The sequence below is a fragment of the Streptomyces tremellae genome, from assembly GCF_039540215.1.
Taxonomy (GTDB): domain Bacteria; phylum Actinomycetota; class Actinomycetes; order Streptomycetales; family Streptomycetaceae; genus Streptomyces; species Streptomyces tremellae.
This window is the reverse complement of sequence record NZ_BAABEP010000033.1, coordinates 1-20,922: the sequence shown is the minus strand read 5'-3', so window position 1 is coordinate 20,922 and position 20,922 is coordinate 1. Positions and strand designations below refer to the sequence as shown.

The window sequence follows — 20,922 nt, the reverse complement described above, 5'->3', positions numbered from 1 at the left end:
CGGGCACACGCGGCGCCGGCGGCCCGCCGGCTACGTGCGGGCGGCGACCGGTATGTCGAGCACCACCCTGGTGCCGCCCCCCGGCGCCGGAAGCATGTCGAAGCCGCCGCCCAACTCCCCCTCGACCAGTGTGCGTACGATCTGCAGCCCGAGGTTGCCCGCCCGCTTCGGGTCGAAGCCCTCGGGCAGCCCCCGCCCGTCGTCCTGAACGGTGATCAGCAGCCGGCCCTCGGGCTGCTCCTCCTCGCGGGCGCCGCGCCCGGCCCCCGCGGGCGCCTCGCCCCGCACGGCCTTCACCTCGACCCGGCCACGCTCCCCGGGACCGAACGCGTGCTCAAGGGCGTTCTGCAGCACCTCGGTGAGCACCATGGCGAGCGGCGTGGCGACATCGGCGTCGAGGATGCCGAACCCGCCGGACCTGCGGCAGGTCACCGCGCCCGCCGGGGACAACTCCCCCACCATCGCGAGGACCCGGTCGGCGATCTCGTCGAACTCCACCCGCTCGTCCAGGTTCTGGGAGAGCGTCTCATGGACGATGGCGATCGAACCGACCCGCCGCACGGCCTCGTTGAGGGCCTCCCTGCCGTGCGCGGAGTCGATCCGCCTGGACTGGAGCCGCAGCAGCGCGGCGACCGTCTGGAGGTTGTTCTTGACCCGGTGGTGGATCTCCCGGATGGTGGCGTCCTTGGTCATCAACTCGCGCTCGCGGCGGCGCAGTTCCGTGACGTCCCGGAGCAGCACCAGGGAGCCGATCCGGTCGCCCTTCGGCTTGAGCGGGATGGCCCGCAGCTGGATCACGCCCGCCCCGCTCTCCACCTCGGTCTGCCGGGGCGCGTAGCCGCTCGCCAGCTTGACCAGGGCCTCGTCGACCGGGCCGCGCACCGGGGCGAGTTCGCCCGTGGTCTGCCCGAGGTGCTGTCCCACCAGGTCGGACGCGAGTCCCAACCGGTGGTACGCGGAGAGCGCGTTCGGGCTCGCGTACTGGACGACGCCGTCCGCGTCCAGCCGGATCAGGCCGTCGCCGACGCGGGGCGAGGCATCCATGTCGGTCTGCTCACCGGGGAACGGGAAGGAGCCGGCGGCGATCATCTGCGCCAGGTCGGAGGCCGACTGGAGGTAGGTGAGTTCGAGCCGGCTCGGGGTACGGACCGTGAGCAGGTTGGTGTTGCGGGCGATCACCCCGAGCACCCGGCCCTCGCGGCGCACCGGGATCGACTCGACCCGCACGGGCACCTCCTCGCGCCACTCGGGGTCGCCCTCGCGCACGATCCTGCCCTCGTCGAGCGCGGCGTCGAGCAGCGGTCTGCGGCCGCGCGGCACCAGGTGGCCGACCATGTCGTCCTGGTACGAGGTGGGGCCGGTGTTGGGGCGCATCTGCGCCACGGAGACGTAGTGGGCCCCGTCGCGGGTGGGGACCCACAGGACGAGGTCGGCGAAGGAGAGGTCGGACAGCAGCTGCCACTCGGAGACGAGGAGGTGCAGCCATTCGAGGTCGGACTCGTCGAGGGCCGAGTGCTGCCGTACGAGATCGTTCATGGAGGGCACACGGGCGAGGGTACCCGCGGGCCGCGGCGCCGAGCGGGACCCTCAACCCGCCTGGCACCGCAGCCCGGAGTTGCCACGGCCGGAGGTGTGCGGTCCTGCGGCCGTTTCCCGGCCCCGGCGCGGTCAGGGCAGAGGGCGCCGGTGCCGCGTCCCGCCCCTCTGTGCGGTGAGGGGCGGACGCCTTTGCGATTCCATTGTGGACTAGACCATTCCGCGGTGTCCAGGGCCGTGCGCACGGTTCCGTACGGGCCTTCGGGGGGCACGTCACGGCGTGGGTTCAGCGGGTCCTCGTGACCTTCGCCAGGGCGCGGGGGGCGTCGGGGTCCTGGCCGCGCGCGATCGTCACCTCGTACGCGAGGAGCTGGAGCGGCAGGATCTCCAGGACGGGCTGGACCTCCTCCGCGACCCCCTCGGTGGGCAGCACGAAGCCCGCGGACGCGGTGGCGGCCGCCTCTGCGGGGCCGAGGACGCACAGGTCGGCGCCGCGCCCGCGCAGCCGGTCGAGCACGGGCCTGAGCACCTCGCCGCCCCGCCCTTCCGGCACGACGGCGATCACCGGCGAGACGTTGTCGACCATGGCGAGCGGGCCGTGCAGGAGGTCGGCGCCCGAGTAGGCGAGCGCGGGGATGTAGCTCGTCTCCATGAGCTTGAGCGCCGCCTCCTTGGCCGTGGGGTAGCCGTAGCCCCGCGAGGTGATGACCATGCGCTCGGCGAAGCGGTAGCGGGCCGCGAGGTCCCGCACCTCGTCCTGCCGGGCGAGCAGGGCCTCGGCGCGGTCCGGCAGGACGCCCGCGGCGGCGCCGGCGCCGCCGGCGAGGCCCTCCACGAAGAGGTAGAGGGCGAGCAGGGTCGCGGTGTACGTCTTGGTGGCGGGCAGGGCGCGCTCGGCGCCTGCGAGGACGTCGACGTGGAACTCGCTGACGGCGGCGAGCGGCGAGTCGGGGCTGTTGGTCACGGCGAGCGTGATGGCGCCGGCCTCGCGTGCGGCGCGGGCCGAGGAGACCAGGTCGGGCGAGCCGCCGGACTGGCTGACCGTGACGAACAGCACGTCGCTCAGGTCGGGCCGGGCGCCGTAGGCGGTGACGGTGGACATGGACGCCAGGCCGCAGGGCAGCCCGCGCCTGATCTCCAGCAGGTACTTGGCGTACAGCGCGGCGTTGTCCGAGGTGCCGCGGGCGGACAGCAGGACGAAGCGGGGGCGCCGCGCGGCGACGGCCGCCGCCGTCTCGCGGACGGCGCCCGCGCCCTCGGTGAGGAGGCGCCGCAGGATCCCCGGCTGCTCGGCCATCTCGCCCGCCATGATCACGCCGGGATGCTCGCTCTGGGACATCTGCCGCCTCCACGGCGCCGGCGGGCAGCGCGGGCCCGGTGCGCCCTCTCGCGGTTCTTCCGGTCTTCACCCAGTCGACCACGGGCGGGGACCGCCCCGCCATCCGGCGGGCCGCACCCGTCTGGTAAATTGGTCTATACCACATGTCGGACGCGGTGCCGACCGCAGCGGGGATGGGCAGGAGAAGCGTGGAAGTCGTCATCGTCGAGGACGCCGCCGCAGGCGGCGAGACCGTCGCACAGAGCATCGCGCAGCTGCTGCGCGCCAAGCCGGACGCCCTGCTCGGGGTGGCCACCGGCTCCACCCCTGGGCCGGTCTACCGGGCGCTGACCGCGAAGGCGCGGGCGGGCGAGGTCGACGTGTCGGCCGCGCGGATAGCCCAGCTCGACGAGTACGTGGGGCTGCCCGCGGGCCACCCCGAGTCGTACCGCTCCGTGGTGCTGCGCGAGGTCGTGGCGCCGCTCGGGCTCGCCGAGGACGCCTTCATGGGCCCCGACGGCAGCGCCGAGGACGTGCGGGCGGCGTGCCTCGCCTACGACCGGGCGCTCGCCGAGGCGGGCGGGGTCGACCTCCAACTGCTCGGCATCGGCACCGACGGGCACATCGGCTTCAACGAGCCCTGCTCCTCGCTCGCCTCCCGCACCCGCATCAAGACACTCACCGAGCAGACCCGCGTGGACAACGCGCGCTTCTTCGACGGCGACATCACGCAGGTCCCGCGCCATGTCATCACCCAGGGCATCGGCACCATCCTGGAGGCGCGCCACCTGGTGCTGCTCGCCACCGGCGAGAACAAGGCCGACGCGGTCGCGCTCGCCGTCGAGGGCCCGGTCGCCTCGGTGGTGCCCGCCTCCGCGCTGCAACTGCACCCGCACGCCACGGTCGTGGTCGACGAGGCCGCCGCGTCCAAGCTGAAGCTCGCGGACTACTTCCGCGCGACCTACGCCGCCAAGCCCGACTGGCAGGGCCTGTAGGCGCGTTCCCAGGACCCCTCCCCCACAGGAGGAGAACCGCCGCGGCCCCGGGTCGCGGCATGACGGTGCCGGGCCGCCCCACAAGGGCGGCCCGGCACCGTCGCGCTGTTCTCCCCCAGGTCAGGCCACGCGTCCCGCGATCACCTCGGCCGCCGCCCGCGCGCACACGCGGGCCGCGCCGTGGGTGGCGATGTGCAGGGCGCCCCTGGCAGGCGCCACGTCGAGGCCCATCTCGACCACGACGGTGCCGGGGCGCGCGGCGACCAGCTCGTCGAGCGCGCGGGCGGTCCAGGGGTGCCTGTGCACGTCCCGTACGGCGACGACGAGTGGCCGCTCCCCCGCGGCCGCCAGCACCTCCGCCGTGCCGTACGAGTCCTCGGTGTACGTGCCGGTCGCGGTGGCCGGCAGCAGCTTCGCCAGCTCGGGGCCCACGCCCCAGGGCGTCTGGCTGCCGACCGCGATGTTCGGGGCCGCGGTGAGCACCGCGACGTACGCGGGCGTGCTCAGCGGCTTCGCGGTCCCGGTCACCCGCACGGCGCGGCGCGCGGCCACCAGGCCGACCGGGTCGCCGGGCGCGGTCCCCTCCTGTGCCGCCGCGCCCGGCCCCGCCGCCCCCCGCGCCCGCAGGGTCCACTCGCCGAGCGCGCGCACGCGCGCGGCTGCCTCCGCGAGCCGTTCCTCGGGCAGTTCACCGCCCCGCACCGCCGCGACCAGCGCGTCACGCAGCCGCAGTACGGTCCCCTCGTCGAAGGGGCCGCCGCCGACGCAGATCGCGTCGGCGCCCGCCGCGATCGCGAGGGCCGTGCCGTGCTCGGTGCCGTAGGTGGCGGCGATGGCCTGCATATCCATGCCGTCCGTGATGATAAGGCCCTGGAAGCCCAGCTCGTCACGGAGCAGCCCGGTCAGGACTCGACCGCTGAGGGTGGCGGGGCGGTCGGGGTCGAGCGCGGGGCTGATGATGTGCGCGCTCATCACGGCCTTGGCGCCCGCGGCGACCGCGGCCCTGAAGGGCACCAGGTCGCGGGCGTCGAGGACGTCGCGGCCCACGTCGATGCGGGGCAGCGAGTGGTGCGAGTCGACCGCGGTGTCGCCGTGTCCGGGGAAGTGCTTGGCCGAGGCGGCGACCCCGGCGCTCTGCAGCCCCTCGACATAGGCGGCCGCGTGCCGGGCGACCAGCGCGGGGTCGGTGCCGAAGGACCGTACGCCGATGACCGGGTTGTCCGGGTTGGCGTTGACGTCGACCGAAGGCGCCCAGTCGAGGTCGATGCCGCACGCGGCGAGCGCGCGGCCGAGGCCGGCGGCGACCGCGCGGGTCAGGTCCGTGTCGTCCACCGTGCCGAGCGCGTAGTTGCCGGGCACGGACGACCCCCGGCCGACCTCGATGCGGGTGACGTCGCCGCCCTCCTCGTCCACCGCGACCAGCAGGCCCGGGTGGTCGGCGCGCAGCCTGCCGGTGAGCCGGGTCAGCTGCTCGGCGGACTCGACGTTGCGCCCGAACAGGGCGACGGAGGCGAGCCCCTCGTCGAGCCTGCGCAGCACCCAGTCCGGCACGTCGGTGCCGGCGAACCCGGGCTGGAGCACGGCGAGCGCGTCGCGCTCCAGGGTGCCGGTGCGCGCTGCCCCGGTGGCCGCGGCGGTCATCCCTTCACCGCCCCCGCGGTCATGCCGGTGCCCGCGCGCCGCTGCATGAAGAGGAAGACGACGACCACGGGCAGGGTGAAGAGGGTGGCGGCCGCCATGGTGGCGCCCCAGTCGTCGCCGAAGTTGGTCTGGAACTGGGTCAGCCAGAGGGTCAGCGTCTCGCCGCCCTCCTTGTTGAGGATGAGCACGAGCGCGTACTCGTTCCAGGCCGTGATGTAGCCGAACAGCGAGGTCGCCATCAGGCCGGGCGCGAGCAGCGGCAGCACGACCCGGACGACGGCCTGGAAGCGGGTGCAGCCGTCGACGAGCGCGGCCTCCTCCAGTTCCTTCGGCACGGCGGCGATGAACCCGCGCAGCGTCCAGACGGTGAACGGCAGGACCATCATCATGTAGAAGAGGGTCAGCGGGAGCAGGCTGTTGAGGGCGTCGGAGTCCCGGACGATCAGGTAGACGGAGATCGTGAGGACCTCCCAGGGCGCCATCTGCGCCATCATGATCATCAGGATGAACGCCTTGCGGCCCTTGAACCGCATGCGCGCGACCGCGAACGACGAGAGCGTCGCGACGATCAGCGAGAGCAGCACCGCGCCGATGGTGACGGTGAAGCTGTTGCGGACGAAGGTCCAGAAGCCCGCCGCGTGCACGGCCCTGCTGAAGTGGCCGAGCGTCCCGTGCAGGGGAAAGAGCACCGGCGTGGACGAGACGATGTCCAGGTCCGGTTTGAAGGCCGTCGTCACCATCCAGTAGACGGGGAAGACGAAGAAGGCGAAGAGGACGACGGCGATGATGTTGGGCCAGAGCCTGCCGGCCAGGGAGCGCCTCACAGCTCGTCCTCCTCCTTCAGGATGACGCGGAAGTAATAGGACATGAGGGCCGCCAGGATGACGATGGTGAGCATGGAGATGGCGGCGCCCGTGCCGAAGTGCTGGTTGCCGAAGCCCTCGACGTACGCGTAGACGGGCAGCGTCTCGGTGAGTCCTTCGGGGCCGCCCGCGTTGAGCGCGTAGACCTGGGTGAACGCCTTGAAGACCCAGATGATCTCCAGGAACGTCGTGCTCAGGAAGAACGGCTTGAGGATCGGGAACAGCACCTGCCAGAAGGTGCGCCAGGCGCCCGCGCCGTCCATCCGCGCGGCCTCGAAGATCTCCGCGGAGACGGTGGTGAGGCCGGCGAAGAGGTTGAGCGCCACGAAGGGGATGGAGCCCCAGACCACCATCAGCGTGATCACCGCGAAGGTGGACAGCTGGTGGCCGAACCAGTTGTAGCCGTGCATGGAGTGCCAGCCGAGGCTGTCGAGGCCCCAGTTGACGACGCCGTTCTGGGTGTCGAACAGCCACTGGTAGACGGTGGTGCCCACGACCTGCGGCATGGCCCAGGCGAGGACGAGGCCAAGGGAGAGCAGCAGCCGCATCCGCTTGCCGAGCCGGTTGAGCAGCAGTCCGATGAGCGTGCCCGCCGCCATGATGAGGACGACGTTGGCCGCGGTGAAGGCGACCGAGCGCCCCGCGGTGTGCCAGAACTCCGAACTGGTCAGCTGGTCGGTGTAGTTGCCGAAGCCGTTCCACTCGGTGGTGTGCTGGATCAGCTGGAAGGGTTCGAGGGTCTGGAAGGAGATGAGCAGGTTGCGGACGAGCGGGTAGCCGAGCAGCAGCGCCGTGGCGGCGAGCGTCGGCAGCAGGAGCAGGTACGGCGTGAAGCGCGTGCGGCGCCGGGTGCCCGAGGGGCTCACGGGTCTGCTCGGGGGCGTCGGCCCCGCGGTGAGTACGGTGGCGGCCTGGGGCGGGGTCGCCGCCGGGTCGGGCCCCCTGGTCTTGGTGCCTCTGTACTGCGCGGCCATGCTTCTCGCTTCCTCGTGCCGTGCGCTGCGAACGCTTCAGCCCGCCGCCGTCCGCCCGCCGCGGTCCGCGGGGAGGCGGGGCGCGCGGCGGGCGGAGGGTGCTGCGGGCGTGTTACTTCTGGCTGAGCCGCTTGTCCATCTCCGTGTTGGCCTTCTCGGCCGCGGCGGAGGGGGACTGGCCCTGGAGGACACCGGTCATGAAGAGGGTGGTGATCGGGTTGGGCGCGTTCTCGACGTTGCCCCACTCGGGGATCAGCGGCGTGGTGCCGCCGTTGGCCGCGGCGGCCGCCGAGACAGTGCCGAAGTCGTTGCCCGCGAGGTTGCCGTTGAGCGACGACTTGTTCGGGACGACGCCGCCCTCCTTGGCGAGCGCGCCCTCGAACTGGTCCGACATGGCCAGCTTGAGGAAGTTGAGCGCGCCCTTGGGGTTCTTCGTGCCCTGCGAGACGGCGAGGTTGGAACCGCCGAGGAAGACGGCGGCGGTCTTGTCCGCGGTCTTGCCCGGGAGGGCGAAGTAGCCGATCTGGTCCTTCAGCTTCGGGTTCTTGGTGAGGGCGCCCGAGCCCTCCCAGCCGAGGCCGAGGAAGGCGCCGACGTCGCCCTTGGCGAAGACGTCGGACTGCTGCGGCGTCGCCTCGTCCTTGTCCTTGGGGGCGGTGCCGTACGAGTTGAGCTTCTTGTACAGCTGGATGGCCTGCGCGGCCTGGGGCGTGTCCAGGTTGGCCTTGTAGCCGTCGCCGTCCTTCCTGACGAGGTCGGCGCCGGCGTCGAGGAGCATGCCGTCGAAGGCGTACCAGTCCTGGCCCGGCAGGTAGAAGGCGTCCTTGGTGCCCTTGGCCTGGATCTTGGCGAGGTCCTTGAACAGCTCGTCCTGGGTCTTCGGCGTGCCGGTGATGCCCGCGTCGGCCCAGATCTTCTTGTTGTAGATGACGACGCGGCTGGCCGCGTACCACGGCACCGCGATCTGCTTGCCCTCGTACACCGCGGACTTGGCCATGGCGGGCAGCCAGCCGGAGGCGCCGAGCGCCGCCTTGTCCTTGCCGAGGTCCATCAGACCGCCGGTCTGGGCGTAGTACGGGGTCTGGGTGTTGCCGACCTCGATGACGTCGGGCGGCGTGGACTCGGAGAGGGCGGTCGTCAGCTTCTGCTGGATGCCGTCCCACTGCTGGACCGCGATCTTGACCTTCTTGCCGGGGTACTTCTTCTCGTACGCCGCGGTGATCTGCTTGGTCCAGTTCGGGGGGTTGGAACCGCTCATCAACCACACGTTGATGGTATTTCCGGCGTCCCCGCCGCTCGCCTTGTCCCCGCTGCCGCCCGATCCGCCGCACGCCGCGACTCCGATCAGCATCCCCGCGACACCGATCGCCCCTATGAGCTTCCGCTTCACGCCACCCTCCTCAGGGATTCCCGCTACCCCCCGCCCACCGCGAAGACTGACGCCACGCACTGCCGGGGCCGGGACGTGGTCTTTAATGGTTTAGACCAGTACGGGGAGCTTGGCCTAGACCTTTAGGGGTGTCAAGGGTGTATAAGAAGGGCTGTCGTGTCCGTTATCGGACCGACACCTGAGGCAGGGCGGGCCAACGTCCCGACCACGGAGCCGTGTCCCAGCACCGCACCGTGCCACCATGTGAGCCGCGACAGACGGAGGAGCCGGTGACGGCAGGAGCACAGGAGCCGGGAAGGCAGGTCATGGCGGACGGGGGTGCCGGCACCTCCGGGACCGAGGGTAGCGGCGCGGCGGCCACCCGCACCGCCCGGGTGCCAAAGTACTACCGCCTCAAGAGACATCTGCTGGACATGACCCGGACGATGCCGCCCGGCACGCCCGTACCGCCGGAGCGCACGCTCGCCGCCGAGTTCGACACCTCCCGCACGACGGTGCGCCAGGCGCTCCAGGAGCTGGTGGTCGAGGGCAGGCTGGAGCGCATCCAGGGCAAGGGCACGTTCGTCGCGAAGCCGAAAGTCTCGCAGGCACTCCAACTCACCTCGTACACCGAGGACATGCGGGCCCAGGGACTCGAACCCACCTCGCAGCTGCTGGACATCGGGTACGTCACGGCCGACGACCGGCTCGCCGGACTGCTGGAGATCGCGTCGGGCGGCCGGGTGCTGCGCATCGAGCGGCTGCGCCTCGCGAGCGGCGAGCCGATGGCGATCGAGACCACCCACCTGTCGGCGAAGCGCTTCCCCGCGCTGCGCCGCTCCCTGGTCAAGTACACCTCGCTCTACACCGCGCTGGCCGAGGTCTACGGGGTCCACCTGGCGCAGGCCGAGGAGACCATCGAGACCTCGCTCGCCACGCCCCGCGAGGCCGGGCTGCTCGGCACGGACGTGGGCCTGCCGATGCTGATGCTGTCCCGCCACTCCCTGGACGAGGGGGGCGAGGCGGTCGAGTGGGTGCGGTCCGTGTACCGGGGCGACCGCTACAAGTTCGTGGCGCGGCTGCACCGGCCGGTGGGCTGAGGACGGCGCGCCCCGCAAGCGGCCCGGAGCCCCCGCGCCGGGCCGTCTGCGATCGAGACGGCGGGCCCGCGCGGGTCCGCGCCTGAAAACGAGTGCCGAACCGGACCGGCGCGGGCCACTCGTGCGACCGGCTTGCAGCGCCGTTGACATCACCGTTTCCGTTCCGATACGCGGACAGGGGGTGACGCAACGCTTATACCGCGCTTAGATTGCCCCCGCATTACCAGGTGATCAAGCGAGGGGACGCAGCCGATGCCCGATGTTCCTCAGGAGCACGAATCCGCGGCGGGCGGCACGAGACCGCCCACCGTCACCCCGCTGCGCGTGGTCATCGGGGTGTGCCTGGTCATCCCGTTCGTCGCGATGCTCTGGGTCGGCTCGTACGCCAGGGTCGACCCGACCTTCATCGGCATCCCGTTCTTCTACTGGTACCAGTTGCTGTGGGTGCTGATCACCACGGCGCTGACGGTGGTCGCCCACAAGCTCTGGCAGCACGACCAGCGCTCGCGGGCCGCGGCCCGCGCCGCGCGTGAGGGAGGTGCCGCGCGATGAACGGCGGCGGTGTCAACGGCGTCGCGCTCGGCGTCTTCATCTTCTTCTTCCTCGCCGTGACCGTGATGGGCTTCCTCGCGGCCCGGTGGCGCCGGGCGGCCAACGAGCACAGCCTCGACGAATGGGGCCTGGGCGGGCGGTCGTTCGGCACCTGGGTGACGTGGTTCCTGCTCGGCGGCGACCTGTACACCGCGTACACGTTCGTCGCGGTGCCCGCGGCGATCTACGCGGCGGGCGCCTCCGGCTTCTTCGCGGTGCCGTACACGATCCTCGTCTACCCGCTGATCTTCACGTTCCTGCCGCGCCTGTGGTCGGTCTCGCACCGGCACGGGTACGTCACGCCCTCCGACTTCGTCCGCGGCCGCTTCGGCTCCCGCGGCCTGTCGCTCGCGATCGCGGTCACCGGCATCCTCGCGACGATGCCGTACATCGCGCTCCAGCTCGTCGGCATCCAGGCCGTGCTGGACGTGATGGGCGTAGGCGGCCAGAACGGCAACTGGTTCGTCAAGGACCTGCCGCTGTTCATCGCCTTCCTGGTGCTCGCGGCGTACACGTACGTGTCCGGGCTGCGCGCGCCCGCGCTGATCGCGTTCGTCAAGGACGGCCTGATCTACATCGTCATCCTCGTGGCGATCATCTACATCCCGATCAGGCTCGGCGGCTTCGACGACATCTTCGCGAAGGCAGCGCACGCGTTCGCGAAGATCTCCCCGGCAACCGGCAAGCCCAAGGGCTCGCTCGCCCCGCCGCCCACCGGGCAGTGGGGGTACGCCACGCTCGCGCTCGGCTCCGCGCTCGCGCTGTTCATGTACCCGCACTCCATCACGGCGACCCTGTCGAGCCGCAGCCGCGAGGTGATCCGCCGCAACACCACGATCCTGCCGCTGTACTCGCTGATGCTGGGGCTGCTCGCCATCCTCGGCTTCATGGCGATCGCGGCCGGGATCAAGGTGTCCAACGGACAGTTGGCGATCCCGACGCTGTTCGCGCAGATGTTCCCGAGCTGGTTCGCGGGGGTGGCGTTCGCGGCGATCGGCATCGGCGCGCTGGTGCCCGCGGCGATCATGTCGATCGCGGCGGCGAACCTCTTCACCCGCAACATCTACCGTGACTTCATCAAGCCGGACGCCACGCCCGAGCAGGAGACCCGCGTCTCCAAGCTCGTCTCCCTGCTGGTGAAGGTCGGCGCGCTGGTCTTCGTGCTCGGCATGGACCAGACGGTGGCGATCAACTTCCAGCTGCTCGGCGGCATCTGGATCCTCCAGACCATGCCCGCCATCGTCAGCGGCCTGTTCACCCGCTGGTTCCACCGCTGGGCGCTGCTGGCCGGCTGGGCCGCCGGTATGGTCTACGGCACGCTCGCCGCGTACGGCGTCGCGAGCCCGACGCAGAAGCACTTCGGCGGCTCGTCGGCCGAGATCCCCGGCATCGGGCAGATCGGCTACATCGGCATGACGGCGTTCGTGCTGAACGTCCTGGTCTCCGTCGTCCTGACCTTCGTCTTCCGCGCCTTCAAGGCCCCCGAGGGCACCGACGAGACGCGCCCGGGCGACTACACCGCGGACGCGGGCGACAAGGACGTCGAGGTGGAACTCCCCCCGGCCCCCGTCAACTGACCCGCCCCCACGGGCCGCCGCCTCTTACCGGGCGGTGGCCCGTCGCCGTCCACGGGCCCGGGGTCAGTGCACCCAGTCCTTGAGCGGCTCGGTGTCGAGCGTGATCCCGACGGGCTCCGGCAGGGTGATTTCCTTGCCGAACGGCACCACGCGCACGCTCTCGTACCGCACGCCGTCGGGCTCGCTGTGCACGCGGACCTCCGCGTTGTCCCGATCGACCAACAGGTACACCGGGATGCCCGCCTGGGCGTAGGCCGCCGGCTTCTCGACCCGGTCGCGGGCGTTGGTATCGTCGTCGTACGACGTGACCTCAAGGGCCATGGGAACGGCGCCCTCCGGCTCCGCCCACTCACCACGGCCGAGGAGCGCACCGCTCTCCGTGAGCACACCGTCCGGCCTGGCCCGGCCCCTGCGGTACTGCTGCACCTTGAGCCCCTGCTCCGGATACAGCCACAGCTCAGGCCTGGCCTGGATGCAGATACGGGTCAGCCACTCGATGATCCGCCCGTGCTCCGGGTCCGGCCCTGTCTTGCTCCTGATCTTCCCGTCGAAGAGTCCGAATCGGATGCCGGTCAAGTGCTCCACCAACACCTCGGCGGCCTCCTCGAACTCCTCCGGCACAATCTCGCGCCCGTCGCTCACAGCGGTCACGGGAAGCGCCTCCTTCTAGTCCCGAACGATATCCCAAGCAGCCGACACCGGACCCTCAGAACGCCACACGCCACAACATCTAGTGGTCGTTGCGCCGGGTGCGCCCAGATGTATGCTCATGGCGCTGCCGACGCAGGGGAACCCGGTGAGAGTCCGGGACTGTCCCGCAACGGTGTGCGCGGTGCGTCCGCGCGAGTCCGAGTACCTGACGGCAGCCGCCCCGGCGCGGTGCCGGGGCTGCCAGGACGTCCGGGTCTCGTGGAGTGGACCGGTGGACGCGGTGGTGCCGCCCGCCCTGCCCAGGGGCCGGTGCCCTCACCGCCGTTCCCCGCCCCGCGCGGACCGGCCAAGTGAGGGAGAGCCTCCAGCGTGACCATCGCACCCCCGGAACCCGTTTCGGCCGAACTGCTGCGGATTCTCACGGACCTCACCGCCGACCTGCCCGGCGTCGAGCCAGGCAGGGTGGCCGCCGCAGCGCTGCGCGGCCGCAGCGCCCACGCGGACGCGGCCGAGCTGCGCGACCTCGCGACCGAGGCCGCCGCAGGCCTGATCTCCGAGGACCCCGCGTACAGCAGGCTCGCCGCCCGGCTGCTGGCCCGCGCCGTGGCCGAGGAGGCGGCGGGCGAGGGCGCCGTGTCGTTCTCCGCGTCGATCGCCGTCGGGCACCGCGAGGGGCTGATCGCCGACCGCACCGCCGCGTTCACGGCCGCGCACCGGGCCGCCCTCGACGCGCTGGTGGACCCGGCGGCCGACGACGGCTTCGAGTACTTCGGCCTGCGGACCGTGTACACGCGCTACGTGCTGCGCCACCCGACGACCCGCCGGGTCATCGAGACGCCGCAGTACTTCCTGCTGCGGGTGGCGGCCGGGCTCGCGAGGGACACCTCGGACGCCTCGCTGGCCGAGGTCGCCGACCTGTACCGGCTGATGTCGCGCCGCGCGTACCTGCCCTCCTCCCCCACCCTGTTCAACTCGGGCACCCGCCACCCGCAGATGTCCTCCTGCTACCTGCTGGACTCGCCGCTGGACGAGCTGGACTCGATCTACGCCCGCTACCACCAGGTCGCGCGGCTCTCGAAGCACTCGGGCGGCATCGGCCTGCCGTTCTCGCGGGTGCGGGCACGCGGCTCGCTGATCCGGGGCACCAACGGGCTCTCCAACGGGATCGTGCCGTTCCTGCGCACCCTGGACGCCTCCGTCGCCGCCGTGAACCAGGGCGGCCGCCGCAAGGGTGCCGCCGCCGTGTACCTGGAGACCTGGCACGCCGACATCGAGGAGTTCCTCGAACTGCGCGACAACACCGGCGAGGAGGCCCGCCGCACCCACAACCTGAACCTCGCGCACTGGATCCCCGACGAGTTCATGCGCCGGGTCGCCGCCGACGAGGAGTGGTCGCTGTTCTCGCCGTCCGACGTGCCCGAGCTCACCGACCTGTGGGGCGAGCGGTTCGACGCCGCGTACCGGGCCGCCGAGGCGGCCGGCCTCGCCCGCACCACGCTGCCCGCGCGCGAGCTGTACGGGCGGATGATGCGCACCCTCGCGCAGACCGGCAACGGCTGGATGACCTTCAAGGACACCGCGAACCGCACGGCCAACCAGACCGCCGGGCCCGGTCGGGTCATCCACTCGTCGAACCTGTGCACCGAGATCCTGGAGGTCACGGACGACTCCGAGACCGCCGTGTGCAACCTCGGCTCGGTCAACCTGGGCGCGTTCACCGCCGCGGGCCCTTACGGCGGGGTGGACACCGCGCTCGACTGGGAGCGGCTCGACGCGGCCGTCCGCGTCGCGGTGCGCTTCCTCGACCGGGTCGTGGACCGCAACTTCTACCCGACCGGGGAGGCCGGGCGCTCCAACTCCCGCTGGCGGCCGGTCGCGCTGGGCGTGATGGGCCTCCAGGACGTGTTCTTCGCGCTGCGGTTGCCCTTCGACTCCGCGCAGGCGCGCGAGCTGTCGACCCGGATCGCCGAGCGCGTCATGCTCACCGCGTACGAGACCTCCTGCGACCTCGCGGCGGAGGACGGGCCGCTGCCCGCCTGGCGCGAGACGCGGGCCGCGCGCGGCGTGCTCCACCCCGACCACTACGAGGTGGAGCACCACTGGCCCGAGCGGTGGGAGGCGCTGCGCGCCAGGATCGCGACGACCGGCATGCGCAACGCGCTGCTCCTCGCGATCGCGCCGACCGCGACCATCGCGTCGATCGCGGGCGCCTACGAGTGCATCGAGCCGCAGGTCTCCAACCTCTTCAAGCGCGAGACGCTGTCGGGGGAGTTCCTCCAGGTCAACCCGTACCTGGTGGCGGACCTCAAGCGGCTCGGGCTGTGGGACGAGCAGACCAGGGAGGCGCTGCGCGAGGCGAACGGCTCGGTGGCGGGCCTCGAACGGGCGCCCGCGGAGCTGCGCGCCCTGTACCGCACCGCGTGGGAGCTGCCGCAGCGCGCGCTGATCGACCTGGCCGCGGCCCGCACGCCCTACCTCGACCAGGCCCAGTCGCTCAACCTGTTCCTGGAGACGCCGACCATCGGGAAGCTCAGCTCGATGTACGCGTACGCCTGGCGGCAGGGCCTCAAGACCACCTACTACCTGCGCTCGCGTCCCGCCACCCGGATCGCGCGCGCCGCGGCGGGCCGCAGCGCGGCCGCCGCGCCCGCAGACGGCGACGCCGTCGCCTGCTCCCTGGAAAACCCCGAGTCCTGTGAGGCCTGCCAGTGAACCCGCCCACCGCACCCGAGACCGACACCCCGACCGGGCCCACGAAGACCACGGAGGCCGCTCGCAGGGGCAACCTCCTCGACCCCGGTTTCGAGCTGACCCTGCGGCCGATGCGGTACCCCGACTTCTACGAGCGCTACCGCGCCGCGATCCGCAACACCTGGACCGTGGAGGAGGTGGACCTGCACTCCGACGTCTCCGACCTGGCGAAGCTCTCACCGGCCGAGCAGCACATGATCGGCCGCCTCGTGGCGTTCTTCGCGACGGGTGACTCGATCGTGGCGAACAACCTCGTGCTCACGCTGTACAAGCACATCAACTCGCCCGAGGCGCGGCTCTACCTGTCGCGGCAGCTGTTCGAGGAGGCGGTGCACGTCCAGTTCTACCTGACGCTGCTCGACACCTACCTGCCCGATCCAGAGGACCGGGCCGCCGCGTTCGCGGCCGTCGAGAACATCCCGTCGATCCGCGAGAAGGCCGCCTTCTGCTTCCGCTGGATGGACCAGGTCGAGCAGATCGACCGGCTGGAGACCGCCGCCGACCGGCGCCGCTTCCTGCTCAACCTGATCTGCTTCGCCGCCTGCATCGAGGGCCTGTTCTTCTACGGGGCGTTCGCGTACGTCTACTGGTTCCGCTCGCGCGGCCTGCTGCACGGCCTCGCGACCGGCACCAACTGGGTCTTCCGCGACGAGACGATGCACATGAGCTTCGCCTTCGACGTGGTGGACACGGTCAGGCGGGAGGAGCCCGGGCTGTTCGACGAGGCGCTCCGCGGCCAGGTCACGGAGATGATCAAGGAAGCGGTGGAGGCGGAGCTCCAGTTCGCGCACGACCTGTGCGGCGAGGGGATGCCCGGCATGAACACCGCGTCCATGCGCGAGTACCTCCAGTGCGTCGCCGACCAGCGGCTCCAGCGGCTGGGCTTCGCCCCGGTGTACGGGTCGCAGAACCCGTTCTCGTACATGGAGCTCCAGGGCGTGCAGGAGCTGACGAACTTCTTCGAGCGGCGCCCCTCCGCCTACCAGGTCGCGGTGGAGGGCACGGTCGGCTTCGACGACGAGTTCTGAGCCGCCCGCGTGCCGGGTCCCCGCGCGGGGACCCGGCACGCCCCGCACCCGCCCGGTCAGTCCCTGCCGTCGCCGCGGGTCAGGGCCCACGCGTCCCTCGACCACGTGGCGCGGTGCAGCTCGGCCCACCGGGCCCTGGTCGCGGCGGAGACGGCGCCCCTGGCGCGTGCGGCGCCGGCCCTGGCGATCTGCCGGTCGCCCGCGCGGTCCCGCAGCCACCACGTCACGGGCGCCGCGAGGACCAGGGCGAAGAGTACGACGAGTGCGATGACGGTCACGAAGATGTCCATGGCCCCACTGTCGGGCGCGGGCGGCCCGCCGGGCAGTGGCAGGACTCTCATGGGCCGTCGAATTACCGCCAACGGGGTGCCACGCCGGGGCCATGCTGACCAATGTGGCGGCCGTCCTGCTGGACGGCGTGCACCCGTTCGAGCTCGGGGTCGTCTGCGAGGTCCTCGGCCTCGACCGCAGGGACCAGGGACTGCCGCGCTACGACTTCGCCGTGGCGTCGGCCGAGGGCCCGACGCTCTCCACACACGGCGGCTTCACCCTCGGCGGTCTGCAAGGACTCGACCGCCTTGAGACGGCCGAACTGGTCTGCGTGCCCGCGGGCGACGACTACACCCACCGCTCGTTTTCGCCGGAACTGCTGACCGCGCTGCGCCGCGCCGTGGACCGCGGCGCGTGGGTGCTCAGCGTCTGCGCCGGCGTCTTCACGCTCGGCGCCGCGGGACTGCTCGACGGGCGCCGCTGCCGGTCCACCGGCGCCACGCGGACGAGCTGCGCAGGGCCCACCCCCGCGCCGACGTCCAGCCCGACGTGCTCCACGTGGCGGACGGCCCGGTGATCACGTCGGCGGGGACGGCCGCGGGCATCGACGCCTGCCCCCACCTCGTGCGCCTCGAACACGGACCCGAGGTGGCCAACGCCCTCGCGCGCCGCATGGTGGTGCCGCCCCACCGGGACGGCGGACAGGCGCAGTTCGTCGAGCGTCCGGTGCCGCGCGAGGGCTGCGACACGGCCGGCGGGGTGCTGGCGTGGATGGAGCGCCACCTCGGCCGGGAGATCACCGTCGAACAGCTCGCGGAGCGCGCGCATGGCGCCGCGCACCTTCGCCCGCCGCTTCCAGCAGGAGACCGGCACCACGCCGTACCGCTGGCTGCTGCGGCAACGGGTGCTGCTGGCCCAGGAGTTGCTCGAAGGCACGGACGAGACGGTGGACTCGGTCGCGGGCCGGGCCGGCTTCGGCAACGCGGCCACGCTGCGCCACCACTTCCTGCGCGTCCTGAGCACCACGCCGCACGCCTACCGCAGGACGTTGCGCGGCGCGGACCCGGCGGGCCTGCGCCAGGGGGCATGCCCGAGGCCGAGCCGTCTGAGCCGGAGGGCCGCGGCGGGCGCGGGCGGTCAGTCGTTCGGGACGGTCGGGTAGCGGGGCGTGCCCTCGGCCATCTGCTTCAGGGCGGCCTTGCGCTCGCGCTTGGAGAGCCGGTCGATGTACAGGTAGCCGTACAGGTGGTCCGTCTCGTGCTGGAGGCAGCGCGCGAAGTAGCCGGTGCCGCGGACCTTGATGTCGTTGCCGCGCGCGTCCTGCCCGCGCACCTCCGCGTAGTCGGTGCGGGCGAGCGGCGCGTAGGCGGTGGGCACCGAGAGGCAGCCCTCGTTGGAGTCGTCGAGGCGGCGGCGCGCCGGGTCGAGTTCCACGAGGACCGGGTTGCAGACGGCGCCGACGTGCCGCACACCCTCGTCGTCCTGGCAGTCGTAGACGAAGACCTTCAGGTCCACGCCGATCTGGTTGGCGGCGAGCCCGACGCCCTCGGCGGTGCTCTGGCTCGCGAACATGTCGTCGATGAGCTGCGCGAGGCCGTCGTCGAACTCGGTGACCGTGCGGCACTCCTTGTGGAGCGCCGGGTGGCCCACGACGGTGATCGGGCGGGACGTGCCGCGCTCCCGGTGCGCGGCCTCGCGCTCTTTGGCGTCCACCGTGTCCACGACGAACCCGTCCTCGTCCGTCGGGAGGACACCCTCGCCGATCCGCTCGTCCGTCTCCTGCTGCGCCATGTCCGCAGTTGCCCTTCCTGGGTACCGTTGTGCTGCTGCGCCCGCCGCGCGCCGGCAGCTCCGGGCCGCACGGGGGAACCCGTACAGCCTAAGGGCAGGCAGGGGGCGGCGGGGCCCGTCGTGCGGAGCGGGCCCCGGTCTCAGCACACCTCTTCGAGGTCGCGCCACTCGCGGGTGTCCGGGCTGTCGGCGACCCAGCCGTCGAGCAGGCCGCGCACCAGCCCCTGCGGGGCGGCGATGCCGCACTCGCGCTCCGGCGTCCACAGCTCGCCCGGCGATCGGTGGCCCAGCGGCCCGGGGTGGCCCGGCTCGCTGTGGTCGTGCGGGTCGAGGTACTCGCCCTCGCCCTCGGCGCTCGGCATCCGGCTCTCGGAGCACGTACGGCACAGCAGCCGCACCGAGGACGACCAGTCCTCCGCCGCGAAGCCGGCGTCGGCCGCGAGCTGTTCGAGCGCGTCCCTGTCCTCCTCCGCTGCCGCTTCGAGCAGCACCACCCAGGTCGGCACCGGCGAGGGCGCCCACAGCTCGATCTCGTCGAACACCGGGTAGACGTGCGGCGAGCCGTCCGTCGAACCGGCCGTGGTGCGCTCGCCGTTGGGCACGCCGTCATGCAGCACGACCTCGCCCCAGCGCCTGCCGGACGACGGCAGCGGGATCGAGAGCACCTCGATGCGCGCCGGGTCGAGCCTGCGGCCCCACACCACCTCTGCCTCCCCCTCGGGGGAGAGCCGCACGGCCGCGCTGCCGAGGTCCATGCCCTCGGGTTCCTCCGCCGCCTCCGCGCTGTGCGGGCTGCCCGGCACCCTCAGGCCGTACGCCTGCCAGGCCCGGCGCGCCAGCGGCCAGTCCTGGAGCGCGGTGGCCGCAATGCCGACGTTCCACCAGTCGGGGGCGCCCGCCTCCTTGTCGAGCAGCGCCACGGCGCGCAGCCCTGCGGCGCGCGCCTGCTCCCAGTCGTGCCGGAACTTGTGCAGCAGGGCCAGGTTGAACCAGGACTCGGAAAGCCACGGCTCCATGTCGGCCGCCCGCGTCAGCAACGCGCCCGCGTCGTCGTACCGCCCGTCGCCGATCAGCGTGAACGCGCGGTCGGTGGCCTGCCGCCACGACGCGGAGGGCCGATGCCGTACCTTCCCGAAGATCCTCACGATTCCCGCCTGCCGGTCGCTCGGGCCATACCCCAGGACACTGTCCTGTTCGCATCCAACCATGCCGGGTGGCTGCTCTCTACTCACGGGCTACCCAGCCGGGGCCGGGGTCAGACCGCCGCGCGCCAGGACACGTGCGAGGGATTCCACCACGTCGGGGTGGTAGTCGCGCGCCGTGCCGAGCCGCAACCGCTCAAGCGCGCCGAGCGGCCCGCCCCCGCGACCGCTGTCACCTGCCAGGTCGTCGTACGCGTTGACGGCGCGGACGATCCGGGCGGGCAGCGGCTGCTCACGGTACGGGTCGGCCTGCCGCTCGACGACCACGGCCACCGCGGAGGGTACGCCGGTCTGCCGGACCACGGCCCCGCCGAGCAGCGCGATCCGGCGCTGCTCGGCCTCCGGCAGGCGGGCGGTGGCCCCCTCGGGCACCGGGTCGACCAGGGACAGCTGGCCGATGTCGTGCATGAGGGCGGCGTACTCAAGGACGGTCAGGTCGCGCCCGCTCAGGCCGAGGTCGCGCCCGACCGCGCGGCACAGCTCGGCGACCCGGCCCGCGTGGCCCTCGCGGGTGTACCCGGCGACCTCGGTGGCGCGCGCGAGGGAGGCGATGGTCTGCCGGTAGGTGCTGCGCACGGCCGCGTAGCGGCGGAACGACAGCTGCGTGAGCAGCAGCGGCACGCAGAAGACGGGGAGCGCCCACAGCCCGGCGACGGCGGCGCCGAGCGCTATGACGACGCCCGTCGCACCGACCGCGGAGGCGATGCCGACGAGGGAGCGCAGCTCCTCGCGGAGCAGCGGCGGGAAGGGACCGGCGGCGCGCGCGCCGCGCAGCACGGCGGAGAGCACGGCGTCGCACAGCCCGGTCAGCACGAGCAGCAGCAGGAGCAGGGCCGCGTAGTACGAGCCGCCGAGCACGTACCAGGGCTGGAAGCAGGCCGCGGCGAAGCCGGTCGTGAGGGTGCGGCGCGCCAGGTGGTCGGCGGAGGGGCCGTGCGGGGCGCTGCCCGCCAGGGTGGCGGCGAAGGCCACGGCGACGGTCTGGAGCACGCCGTGCCCCGCGACCTGCCCCCCGCTCTCCCCGAGCAGCGCGTACGCGAGGGCGCCGGCCGCCCCGAGCGGGGCGGGCTCGCGCTCCCCGGGAGGCGCGCCATACCTGGCGGCCTCCCCCACGGCGATGAAGAGGCCGAAGGCGAGCGCGTTGCGCGGGTCCGCCATGCCGTGCAGGAGGGTGTGCGCGAGCGCCGCGGCCACCAGCAGCGCCGCGGCGGCCCTGACCGCGTGCGGCGCCCAGCGGCGGCCGTGCGCCCGGCGGAGGCGGGCCA

Annotated in this window: 16 protein-coding genes, 2 pseudogenes and 1 riboswitch; of the genes and pseudogenes, 7 read left to right on the top strand and 11 right to left on the bottom strand. The window is 72.4% G+C overall.

The genetic code is table 11. The annotated features are described in order from the left end of the window. Positions 1 to 30: 30 nt before the first annotated feature. Together ABEA77_RS21435 and ABEA77_RS21430 are read right to left on the bottom strand one after the other, a co-directional pair. On the bottom strand, positions 31 to 1,536 hold the full coding sequence (locus ABEA77_RS21435) for a sensor histidine kinase (RefSeq protein WP_345650132.1): 1,506 nt from the start codon (positions 1,534 to 1,536) through the stop codon (positions 31 to 33). Between the two features lie 286 nt (positions 1,537 to 1,822). Then, complete coding sequence (locus tag ABEA77_RS21430) at positions 1,823 to 2,875, bottom strand: SIS domain-containing protein (RefSeq protein WP_345650009.1); 1,053 nt, start codon at positions 2,873 to 2,875, stop codon at positions 1,823 to 1,825. A 188-nt stretch (positions 2,876 to 3,063) separates the two neighbouring features. Here ABEA77_RS21430 and nagB point away from each other — a divergent pair, with 188 nt between their 5' ends. Next, positions 3,064 to 3,849, top strand: coding sequence for a glucosamine-6-phosphate deaminase (gene nagB / locus ABEA77_RS21425; RefSeq protein ID WP_345650006.1), 786 nt, complete (start codon positions 3,064 to 3,066; stop codon positions 3,847 to 3,849). A 705-nt stretch (positions 3,850 to 4,554) separates the two neighbouring features. Here the strand turns inward: nagB and ABEA77_RS34020 are convergent. The 4 genes and pseudogenes from ABEA77_RS34020 to ABEA77_RS21405 form a co-directional block, all read right to left on the bottom strand. Beyond that, positions 4,555 to 5,490, bottom strand: a pseudogene (locus tag ABEA77_RS34020) (glycoside hydrolase family 3 N-terminal domain-containing protein); the annotation flags it as partial. Further along, positions 5,487 to 6,314 (bottom strand): carbohydrate ABC transporter permease, encoded by an 828-nt coding sequence (locus tag ABEA77_RS21415; RefSeq protein WP_345650002.1) that lies wholly within the window; start codon positions 6,312 to 6,314, stop codon positions 5,487 to 5,489. The pseudogene ABEA77_RS34020 and the gene ABEA77_RS21415, both read right to left, overlap by 4 nt. Further along, positions 6,311 to 7,327: a carbohydrate ABC transporter permease gene (locus ABEA77_RS21410; protein WP_345649999.1), complete on the bottom strand. Its 1,017-nt coding sequence runs from the start codon at positions 7,325 to 7,327 to the stop codon at positions 6,311 to 6,313. Before ABEA77_RS21410 ends, ABEA77_RS21415 begins: the two co-directional genes overlap by 4 nt. 112 nt (positions 7,328 to 7,439) lie before the next feature. Further along, on the bottom strand, positions 7,440 to 8,717 hold the full coding sequence (locus tag ABEA77_RS21405) for an extracellular solute-binding protein (protein ID WP_345649996.1): 1,278 nt from the start codon (positions 8,715 to 8,717) through the stop codon (positions 7,440 to 7,442). 305 nt (positions 8,718 to 9,022) lie between these two features. On the opposite strand from ABEA77_RS21405, the gene ABEA77_RS21400 reads away from it, so the two are divergent. The 3 genes from ABEA77_RS21400 to mctP all read left to right on the top strand — a co-directional run bounded on the left by ABEA77_RS21400 (position 9,023) and on the right by mctP (position 11,964). Continuing rightward, positions 9,023 to 9,796: a GntR family transcriptional regulator gene (locus ABEA77_RS21400; protein ID WP_345650130.1), complete on the top strand. Its 774-nt coding sequence runs from the start codon at positions 9,023 to 9,025 to the stop codon at positions 9,794 to 9,796. 252 nt (positions 9,797 to 10,048) lie between these two features. After that, positions 10,049 to 10,348: a DUF3311 domain-containing protein gene (locus ABEA77_RS21395; RefSeq protein WP_345649993.1), complete on the top strand. Its 300-nt coding sequence runs from the start codon at positions 10,049 to 10,051 to the stop codon at positions 10,346 to 10,348. Beyond that, on the top strand, positions 10,345 to 11,964 hold the full coding sequence (mctP, locus tag ABEA77_RS21390; RefSeq protein ID WP_345649990.1) for a monocarboxylate uptake permease MctP: 1,620 nt from the start codon (positions 10,345 to 10,347) through the stop codon (positions 11,962 to 11,964). The genes ABEA77_RS21395 and mctP overlap by 4 nt, the downstream gene beginning before the upstream one ends. A gap of 63 nt (positions 11,965 to 12,027) precedes the next feature. Here the strand turns inward: mctP and ABEA77_RS21385 are convergent, their stop codons facing one another. After that, a complete protein-coding gene (locus tag ABEA77_RS21385) occupies positions 12,028 to 12,615 on the bottom strand; it encodes a Uma2 family endonuclease (protein ID WP_345649987.1) in 588 nt (195 codons plus the stop codon). Positions 12,616 to 12,739: 124 nt separating this feature from the next. Continuing rightward, positions 12,740 to 12,830: riboswitch (adenosylcobalamin-variant (AdoCbl-variant) riboswitch) on the top strand. A gap of 154 nt (positions 12,831 to 12,984) precedes the next feature. On the opposite strand from ABEA77_RS21385, the gene ABEA77_RS21380 reads away from it, so the two are divergent. Continuing rightward, complete coding sequence (locus ABEA77_RS21380; RefSeq protein ID WP_345649984.1) at positions 12,985 to 15,327, top strand: ribonucleoside-diphosphate reductase subunit alpha; 2,343 nt, start codon at positions 12,985 to 12,987, stop codon at positions 15,325 to 15,327. Between the two features lie 110 nt (positions 15,328 to 15,437). Next, entirely contained in the window at positions 15,438 to 16,394 is a 957-nt protein-coding gene (locus tag ABEA77_RS21375) for a ribonucleotide-diphosphate reductase subunit beta (protein ID WP_345650127.1), read from the top strand. A 56-nt stretch (positions 16,395 to 16,450) separates the two neighbouring features. Here ABEA77_RS21375 and ABEA77_RS21370 read toward each other — a convergent pair whose 3' ends face one another. Further along, positions 16,451 to 16,684, bottom strand: coding sequence for a hypothetical protein (locus ABEA77_RS21370; RefSeq protein WP_345649982.1), 234 nt, complete (start codon positions 16,682 to 16,684; stop codon positions 16,451 to 16,453). A 92-nt stretch (positions 16,685 to 16,776) separates the two neighbouring features. Between ABEA77_RS21370 and ABEA77_RS21365 the strand changes: the two are divergent. Beyond that, a pseudogene (locus ABEA77_RS21365) lies at positions 16,777 to 17,826 on the top strand (GlxA family transcriptional regulator). Here ABEA77_RS21365 and def read toward each other — a convergent pair. The 3 genes from def to ABEA77_RS21350 form a co-directional block, all read right to left on the bottom strand. After that, a complete protein-coding gene (gene def / locus ABEA77_RS21360; protein WP_345649979.1) occupies positions 17,802 to 18,455 on the bottom strand; it encodes a peptide deformylase in 654 nt (217 codons plus the stop codon). The pseudogene ABEA77_RS21365 and the gene def overlap by 25 nt on opposite strands. Positions 18,456 to 18,595: 140 nt before the next feature. Next, positions 18,596 to 19,600, bottom strand: coding sequence for a tetratricopeptide repeat protein (locus ABEA77_RS21355; RefSeq protein ID WP_345649976.1), 1,005 nt, complete (start codon positions 19,598 to 19,600; stop codon positions 18,596 to 18,598). 90 nt (positions 19,601 to 19,690) lie between these two features. Then, entirely contained in the window at positions 19,691 to 20,815 is a 1,125-nt protein-coding gene (locus ABEA77_RS21350) for an HD-GYP domain-containing protein (protein WP_425588351.1), read from the bottom strand. Positions 20,816 to 20,922: the final 107 nt, after the last annotated feature.

What these genes read in the sequence shown, in the direction of transcription:
- ABEA77_RS21370 (WP_345649982.1), bottom strand. Translation starts at nt 16,684, where the DNA reads ATGGACATCTTCGTGACCGTCATCGCACTCGTCGTACTCTTCGCCCTG.
- ABEA77_RS21435 (WP_345650132.1), bottom strand. Translation starts at nt 1,536, where the DNA reads ATGAACGATCTCGTACGGCAGCACTCGGCCCTCGACGAGTCCGACCTC.
- ABEA77_RS21430 (WP_345650009.1), bottom strand. Translation starts at nt 2,875, where the DNA reads ATGTCCCAGAGCGAGCATCCCGGCGTGATCATGGCGGGCGAGATGGCC.
- ABEA77_RS21400 (WP_345650130.1), top strand. Translation starts at nt 9,023, where the DNA reads ATGGCGGACGGGGGTGCCGGCACCTCCGGGACCGAGGGTAGCGGCGCG.
- ABEA77_RS21395 (WP_345649993.1), top strand. Translation starts at nt 10,049, where the DNA reads ATGCCCGATGTTCCTCAGGAGCACGAATCCGCGGCGGGCGGCACGAGA.
- mctP (WP_345649990.1), top strand. Translation starts at nt 10,345, where the DNA reads ATGAACGGCGGCGGTGTCAACGGCGTCGCGCTCGGCGTCTTCATCTTC.
- ABEA77_RS21410 (WP_345649999.1), bottom strand. Translation starts at nt 7,327, where the DNA reads ATGGCCGCGCAGTACAGAGGCACCAAGACCAGGGGGCCCGACCCGGCG.
- ABEA77_RS21375 (WP_345650127.1), top strand. Translation starts at nt 15,438, where the DNA reads ATGCGGTACCCCGACTTCTACGAGCGCTACCGCGCCGCGATCCGCAAC.
- def (WP_345649979.1), bottom strand. Translation starts at nt 18,455, where the DNA reads ATGGCGCAGCAGGAGACGGACGAGCGGATCGGCGAGGGTGTCCTCCCG.
- ABEA77_RS21350 (WP_425588351.1), bottom strand. Translation starts at nt 20,815, where the DNA reads ATGGCGGACCCGCGCAACGCGCTCGCCTTCGGCCTCTTCATCGCCGTG.